The organism is Sanguibacter massiliensis (genome assembly GCF_900240335.1).
Taxonomy (GTDB): Bacteria; Actinomycetota; Actinomycetes; order Actinomycetales; family Cellulomonadaceae; genus Flavimobilis; species Flavimobilis massiliensis.
In genome coordinates this window covers 1,748,106-1,755,464 of record NZ_LT964979.1, presented here as the reverse complement: position 1 = coordinate 1,755,464, position 7,359 = coordinate 1,748,106, and the positions used below count along the sequence as shown (strand labels likewise).

Genomic DNA, 7,359 nt, shown 5'->3' with positions numbered 1-7,359 from the left:
AGTAATAACTTAGTTCGTGTCATCGCACAACTAGTGTAATATTTTTTTTGTTTGAGTCAAAGATAGGGCCACCTTCGGGTTCCAGCGAGAAGGGTGTCGTCGGCAGCGTCAGATGTGTATAAGAAACGGGACGAGGCCCGGGGCTGCGTCCTCGAGGACCTTGCGCAGCCGCACCATCTCGGCGCGGAGCGTCACGAGCGCGTCGTCGCGGCCGTAGACGGCTGCGGCGAGCTCGGACGCTCCGAGCCCCGCCCGGTGGTGGGCGAGGACCGTGAGGATCTCGGCGTGACGTGCGGAGAGCGTCGTCGTCCCGTCCGGTGCGCGCAGCTCGGCGGCGTCACGGCCGAGCACGCACAGCGTCGGCCGTGTCGGCGCCGAGGCGGTGACGCGGGGGCGCGCACCCGCGGGCTCGGCGCGGGGGACGGGCGCGCCGAGGCCCGTGTCGTGCGGATCGTGGCCGGACGCGTGCAGCACGTCCGGGAGGGTGCCGGCCGAGGCCGAGGCAGTGGACGGGGCGGGCTCGGTCGCGAGCGTCGTCGGGCGGTCGCCGCGCGGGGCGAGCGCAAGCTCGGCCTCGGCGGCCGCGGCCGTCGCCTCGAGCAGCGGGAGGACGCCGGACGCGACGGCGAGGTCGCCTCCCGTGACGTCGAGGACCCCGAGGAGCGTGCCTGTCGTGCGGTCGCGCAGGGGCACGGCGCTGCACGACCACGGGTGGACCATGCGTGCGAAGTGCTCGTCGCGACGGATCTGCACGGCACGTCCGAGGGCGAGCGCGGTGCCGGGGGCGCTCGTCCCGGCGACCGCCTCCGACCAGTCGGCGCCCTCGAGGAACGCCATGTCCTCGGCGCGCCGGCGGGCGGTGCGGTCGCCGTCGACCCAGAGCAGGCGGCCGGCGCGGTCGCCGAGCGCGACGACGAGGCCCGCGTCGGTCGCGTACCGCACGAGGAGGCGTTCGACGACGGGCCAGGCGAGCGAGAGCGGGTGCTCGGCGCGGTAGGCGAGGAGGTCGTCGGCGGGGAGGTCGAGGAGCCCGGGGACGGCGTCGGGGTCGAGCGCGAGCGCGGCGGAACGCCGCCACGAGGCGGCGACGAGGGGACGCGGGGCAGCTCTGTGCACGAGCATCCTCCGTCCGTCGTCGGCCGAACCGCCCCCAACCTACCCCGGGACGAAGGTCCCAACCAGGGCGCCCGCCACCCCCTCTCGGGGGCGCCTGTCAGCGGGACAGCCGGTCGCGGAGCGCCGCGAGCTCCCTGCGGAGGGCCGCAGGGACGCGGTCCCCGAAGGATGCGAAGAACTCCTCCGTGAGGTCCGCCTCGCGCCCCCACGCCGCCGAGTCGACGCGGAACAGCTCGTCGAGCGCGCCCTCGGCGAGGGCGAGGCCCGTGACGTCGAGCGCCCCGTCCGCGGGGCCCCGCCCGACGGCCGTCGGGCGCGCCCCCGGCACCGGACCGCCCCACGGCCGCGCGTCGTCCTCGGCCCCGGGACGCTCGGCGCCCGCGCCCTCCGGGCGCGTCCGCAGGTCCGTCCGACGCAGCAGCCACTCGACGACGCGCGAGTTCTCTCCGAACCCCGGCCACAGGAAGCGCCCGTCCGAGTCCTTGCGGAACCAGTTGACCTGGAAGATCATCGGCCGCCGCTCGGCGTCGAGCGACGCGCCCACGTCGAGCCAGTGCTGCCAGTGGTCGGCCATGTTGTAGCCGCAGAACGGCAGCATCGCGAACGGGTCGCGGCGCAACTCACCCACCGTGCCCTCCGCGGCCGCCGTCTGCTCGGACGACACCGTCGCGCCCATGAGCACGCCGTGCTCCCACGAGAACGCCTCCGCGACGAGCGGCACGTTCGACGCCCGCCTGCCACCGAAGACGATCGCGTCGATCGGCACGCCGTCAGGGTCCTCCCAGTCGGGCGAGATCGTCGGGCACTGCGCCGCCGCGACCGTGAAGCGCGCGTTGGGATGCGCGGCTGGACGCCCGCAGCCGGGCGTCCAGTCCTGGCCCTGCCAGTCGACGAGGTGCGCGGGCGGCTCGTCCGTCATGCCCTCCCACCACACGTCGCCGTCGTCCGTGAGAGCGACGTTCGTGAAGATCGTGTCCCGCGCGACAGTGCGCATCGCCGTCGGGTTCGTCGACCAGCCCGTGCCGGGCGCGACGCCGAAGAACCCGGCCTCGGGGTTGATCGCGCGCAGCCTGCCGTCGCGTCCGGGGCGCATCCACGCGATGTCGTCGCCGATCGTCTCGACGCTCCACCCGGGGACCGTGGGCTCGAGCATCGCGAGGTTCGTCTTGCCGCACGCCGACGGGAACGCGGCGGCGAGGTGGTAGTCGCGGCCCTGCGGGCTCGTCGCGCGGATGACGAGCATGTGCTCGGCGAGCCACCCCTCGGCCCGGCCCATCGTCGACGCGATGCGCAGCGCGAAGCACTTCTTGCCGAGCAGCGCGTTGCCGCCGTAGCCGGAGCCCGTCGACCAGATCTCGCGGGTCTCGGGGAAGTGCGCGATGTACTTCGTGGGGCTGCACGGCCACGGGACGTCGGCCTGCCCGGGCGCGAGGGGGGCACCGACCGTGTGGACGGCCGGCACATACGGCGCGCCGTGGTCGACGAGGCGCAGCACCTCGCGCGAGACGCGCGTCATGACGTGCATGGAGACGACGACGTACGGGGAGTCGGTGATCTCGATGCCGAGTTGGGAGATCGGGCCTCCGACGGGCCCCATGGAGAACGGGACGACGTACATCGTGCGGCCGCGCATGGCCCCCGCGACGACGCCGTGGAGCTCGCGGCGCATCTCGGCGGGCTCGCGCCAGTTGTTCGTCGGGCCGGCATCGGCCTGCTCACGCGAGCAGATGAACGTGCGGGACTCGACGCGGGCGACGTCCGACGGGTCGGAGCGCGCGAGGTACGAGCCGGGGCGCTTCGCGGGGTTGAGAGGGACGAGGGTGCCTTGGGCGACCATGAGCGCGGTGAGGCGGGCGCGCTCGTCGGCGGAACCGTCGCACCAGACGATCTCGTCAGGCTCGAGGAGGTCGGCGACGGCGGAGACCCACGCGCGGGCCGCGAGCTGGCGGCCGTCGCACGTCGTCGTCGTGGGCAGCGTGGGGGCGGGGGCGGTGATGCTCATCGGCCTCTCCTCGTCGTCGGGCGGGCCCGGCCCTGGGGCCGGGGGCGGGGCCGGAACCCCGCCATGCCCTCAGCCTCATCCGGCCCCTGCGCGGCTTCACCGACGAATCTCTGGAAAGATTCGCGGATCTTTCCGTATGGTGAAGCGATGGACCTCCTCATCCTCGGCCGACGCATCCGGCACTTTCGCACCGCCGCGGACCTCACGCTCGACGACGTCGCCGCGACGACGGGCCTTGCCCCCTCCCAGCTCTCGCAGATCGAGAACGGCAAGCGCGAGCCGCGCATCAGCGCGCTCGGCGCGCTCGCGGAGGCGTTCGGCGTCACCGTCCCCGACCTGCTCTCCGAGGAACCGCCGTCGCAGCGCGCCGCGCTCGAGATCGAGCTCGACCGCGCGCAGCGCGGCTCGACGTACGGCAGGCTCGGCCTGCCCGAGGTCAAGGCGTCGCAGAAGCTGCCGCAGCCCGTCCTCGAGAGCCTCGTCGGCCTCCACCGCGAGCTCGCCAGGCGCGACCGCGAGGCGGTCGCGACCCCCGAGGCCGCACGTGCGGCCAACCTCGAGCTGCGCACCGCGATGCGCGAGCGCGACAACCACCTCCCCGAGATCGAGGCCGCCGCCGAGGACCTCGTGCGCCGCGCTGGCTACGTCGGCGGGCCGCTCACGCACCGCACCGTCGCGCGTGCCGCCGAGCTCCTCGGGTTCGAGATCCTCCATACCGACGAGCTGCCGCGCTCGACGCGCACCGTCACCGACCTCGCGTCCGGCCGCATCTACCTGCCGCCCGCGTCGATCCCCGGCGGGCACGGCCTGCGCGCCCTCGCGCTCCAGGCGCTCGCGCACCGCGTGCTCGAGCACCGCCGTCCCGAGTCGTACAAGGACTTCCTGCGGCAGCGGCTCGAGATCAACTACTTCGCGTCCGCGTGCCTTGTGCCGCGCTCGGTCGCGGTGCCGTGGCTGCTCGAGCGCAAGAAGGAGCGGGACCTCGCGGTCTCCGACTTCCGCGACGCGTTCGGCGTCTCGCACGACGCGGCCGCGCAGCGCTTCACGAACCTCGCGACAGTCGACCTCGGCATCCACCTCCACTACCTGCGCGTCACGGGCGAGGGCATGCTCCTGCGCGGCTACGAGAACGACGGCGTGCGCTTCCCGACGGACGTCACGGGTGCGATCGAGGGGCAGACAGTGTGCCGCAGCTGGGCGGCCAGGCAGGCGTTCGCGTCGCGCGACCGCACGAGCGAGTACTACCAGTACACGGACAAGCCGGGCGGCACGTACTGGTGCTCGACGCAGACGGGCACCGCCGAGAACGGCGAGTTCTCGATCTCCGTGGGCGTGCCGTTCACGGACGTCCGGTGGTTCCGCGGCCGCGAGACGGACCGGCGCATGACGTCGACGTGCCCCGATGCCGCATGCTGCCAGCGGCCTGCCGCCGCGCTCGAGGAGCGGTGGGCCGACGCCGCGTGGCCGAGCGCGAAGATGCACCAGCACGTCCTCGCGGCGCTCCCGACGGGCCGGTTCCCGGGCGTCGACGACGCCGAGGTCTACCGCTTCCTCGAGAGCCACGCCCCCACGGACCCGACCACCGCGGGCCAGGTGTAGCTCTTCGTGACGTTGTGCGCGCAGTCTGAGGGTGTCAGGCGATCCAGTCCTGGCTGAGGCGGGAGGCGTCGTCGCCGGGGTCGGTGAAGGCGTCCCACTCGCCGAAGGCGGGTGGGTCGGCCCAGAAGGTGGAGACGTCGACGTCGTGGAACTCGGTCTCGGAGCGTTGGCCTGCGGCGCGGTCGAGGACCGTGAGGTAGGCGGTGCCGTCGGGTTCGGCCACGACCGCGACCTTGAGCTCGGCCTCGTCGGTGCGGTAATGGCGGTCGTCGGTGGGGTAGAAGTAGTCGGCGACCTTCTGGCGGAACCAGCGGCCGTCGACGGGTTCCCAGTCGATGCGTCGCCAGGTGCGGCGGTGCTCGTCGAGGAACTCGACGATCGCGCCCCGGGAGACGGCGACGAGCCAGCGGGGCTGGGGGATACCGTCGGGGCCGACGGTGGCGGCGTCGACGGCGATGACGACGGACTTTCCGTAGCGGGCGCGTGCTTCGTCCTCGCTCATCCACGGCAGGTCCCCGGCGGGGATACCGGTCAGCCCGTTCCAACGGTCGGTGTACATGTACGGCACGGTTGGTGTCCTCACCATGTTGTGAACTCTTCGATGTCGGTTCGCCACTCGCGGGCGTCGTTGTGGACGCGGTCCGAGGGTGTCAGGCGATCCAGTCCTGGCTGAGGTGGGAGGCTGCGTCGCCGGGGTCGGTGAAGGGCTCCCATTCGTCGAAGGCGGGTGGGTCGGCCCAGAAGGTGGAGACGTCGACGTCGTGGAACTCGGTCTCGGAGCGTTGGCCTGCAGCGCGGTCGAGGACCGTGAGGTAGGCGGTGCCGTCGGGCCTGGCCCGTGCTTCGACCTTGAGCTCGGCCTCGCTCACGCGGTAATGGCGGTCGTCGGTGGGGTAGAAGTAGTCGGCGACGTACTGGCGGAACCAGCGGCCGTCGACGGGTTCCCAGTCGATACGTCGCCAGGTGCGGCGGTGCTCGTCGAGGAACTCGACGATCGCGCCCCGGGAGACGGCAACGAGCCAGCGGGGCTGGGGGATACCGTCGGGGCCGACGCTGGCGGCGTCGACGGCGATGACGACGGACTTTCCGTAGCGGGCGCGGGCCTCCTCCTCGCTCATCCACGGCAGGTCACCGCCGGGACGGCCGGTCCAATCGTTGTAGAAGTCGGTGAACATGTACGGCACGGTTGGTGTCCTCACTAGGAAGTGAACTCCTCGATCAGGATTCTCGAGCGGCGTGCGTAGTCGAGCACCGCCTGGGGGATGGGGGCCCTCTGAGGTGGAACACCGAGAACCATGTCGCCTTTGAGGTTCTCGCCGATCAGTGAGCCCGGGAGCTTGTCGACGTTCCCCTGGGTTCGCCCGAAGACGAGGTCTCGGTCTCGAGGGTTGTACTTTCTCACCATCTCGTCGATGTACTCCTTCGCCGTCCTGGGCTGCACCTCAGCCAGCTGCGTGTGCTTCAACGAGATGATGCGATCGTCGGTGAGCCCGTCGACACGGAACGCCTCGAGCCTTGCACCCGTCACCGGGTCGAGGCGATGGATCGTCACCTCGTGGGCATTGAACTGCGGGTAGATCTCATGGTTGAACGCCCTGCCGTTGAGGATAGGGCGCATGTGCTCGGGAATGCCGTCCGCCGTGGCGGCCCTGCGGTACCACGCCGCCTTGGTGGCGTCGTCGGCGCCGTGCGGGAACCCCCTCCACACGCGACGCATGCGTTCGCGATCCTGCCGCCGGAGCTCCTTGGTCGCGGCCTCGAGCTTCTCGTCCGGGGCCGCTCCGAGGAACGCGGCCGGGTTGACCGCCCCCCGATCCCCGCGCATCGACGCGCGACGTGCAGCCGCCCAGGCCGCCGGGTCGTCCGCGATGTCGAGGGCGGCGTCGCGCAGGCCACGGCCGAGTCCCGCGCCCACGAAGTTCGTGGGCGCGAACGTCAGGGCGAAGCCGAGCGTGTCCGCGAGGATCGTCCCCGGTGTGGCCGTCGTGACGTAGTCACGTGTCGCCTGGCCAGGGTCGCGCACGAACGTCTGGATCCCGTGACCCTTGTCAAGACCCCAGGTGAGCACCCCGGAGACACCCATGGCGAGTCCGAGCGACCCGCCCGAGAGCACGACAAGAGCCGCGATGCCCGCCCCGATGACGATCTGTGTGAGGAGCGGCTGCTCGCCCCACCAGTCGATGAGCGAGCTCGCGACGCCCGCGAGCCAGCCGAGCGCCTCGCTCGCGCTGCGACCGATCGCGCCGGCGGTCTCCGGTGCCACCCGGAACGCGAGCCACGCGAGGACGACGAGCGCGACGCACGCGATCGTGCGACGCAGCCGGGCACGGACCGGCCCGTTGGTCACCTCGAGGACGAGCTCGCGTGCCGTGCGCTGCCCCGAGCCGGCCGCGGCCCCGCGCTGCGCGGCCAGTCGCCTGCGTCCGCCCGGCTGGCGCGCGCCCGCCACGAGGACGTCGCCCGCATCACGCAGCGTCGTCCACGTGAGCGCAGCGACGGCGCCCCACGCCGTCCGCGTGGCCACGGCCAACGGCCGGGGCCACGAACCCGTCATCCGGGCGACCGCTCCCTCGGTACGCGGGACCCACGCGGGGGCCTGCCGGCCTGGCACGAGCCCAGTCCCGGGGTGTGCCGCGAGCCGG

Annotated in this window: 6 protein-coding genes; 1 reads left to right on the top strand and 5 read right to left on the bottom strand. The window is 72.5% G+C overall.

Going from position 1 to position 7,359, the window contains the following annotated elements:
* Positions 1–108: 108 nt before the first annotated feature.
* Complete coding sequence (locus C1729_RS08185; RefSeq protein ID WP_129590701.1) at positions 109–1,116, bottom strand: helix-turn-helix domain-containing protein; 1,008 nt, start codon at positions 1,114–1,116, stop codon at positions 109–111.
* Between the two features lie 97 nt (positions 1,117–1,213).
* Positions 1,214–3,118, bottom strand: a complete 1,905-nt coding sequence (locus tag C1729_RS08180) for a phosphoenolpyruvate carboxykinase (GTP) (RefSeq protein WP_102509507.1) — start codon at positions 3,116–3,118, stop codon at positions 1,214–1,216.
* Between the two features lie 147 nt (positions 3,119–3,265).
* Between C1729_RS08180 and C1729_RS08175 the strand changes: the two genes are divergently transcribed.
* On the top strand, positions 3,266–4,717 hold the full coding sequence (locus C1729_RS08175) for a helix-turn-helix domain-containing protein (protein ID WP_242493760.1): 1,452 nt from the start codon (positions 3,266–3,268) through the stop codon (positions 4,715–4,717).
* Positions 4,718–4,751: 34 nt separating this feature from the next.
* Here the strand turns inward: C1729_RS08175 and C1729_RS08170 are convergent, their stop codons facing one another.
* From C1729_RS08170 to C1729_RS08160, 3 genes are all read right to left on the bottom strand, one after another.
* Positions 4,752–5,276: a hypothetical protein gene (locus C1729_RS08170; RefSeq protein WP_129590700.1), complete on the bottom strand. Its 525-nt coding sequence runs from the start codon at positions 5,274–5,276 to the stop codon at positions 4,752–4,754.
* Between the two features lie 91 nt (positions 5,277–5,367).
* A complete protein-coding gene (locus tag C1729_RS08165) occupies positions 5,368–5,892 on the bottom strand; it encodes a hypothetical protein (protein ID WP_165375455.1) in 525 nt (174 codons plus the stop codon).
* A 23-nt stretch (positions 5,893–5,915) separates the two neighbouring features.
* On the bottom strand, positions 5,916–7,241 hold the full coding sequence (locus C1729_RS08160; RefSeq protein ID WP_102509503.1) for a hypothetical protein: 1,326 nt from the start codon (positions 7,239–7,241) through the stop codon (positions 5,916–5,918).
* Positions 7,242–7,359: the final 118 nt, after the last annotated feature.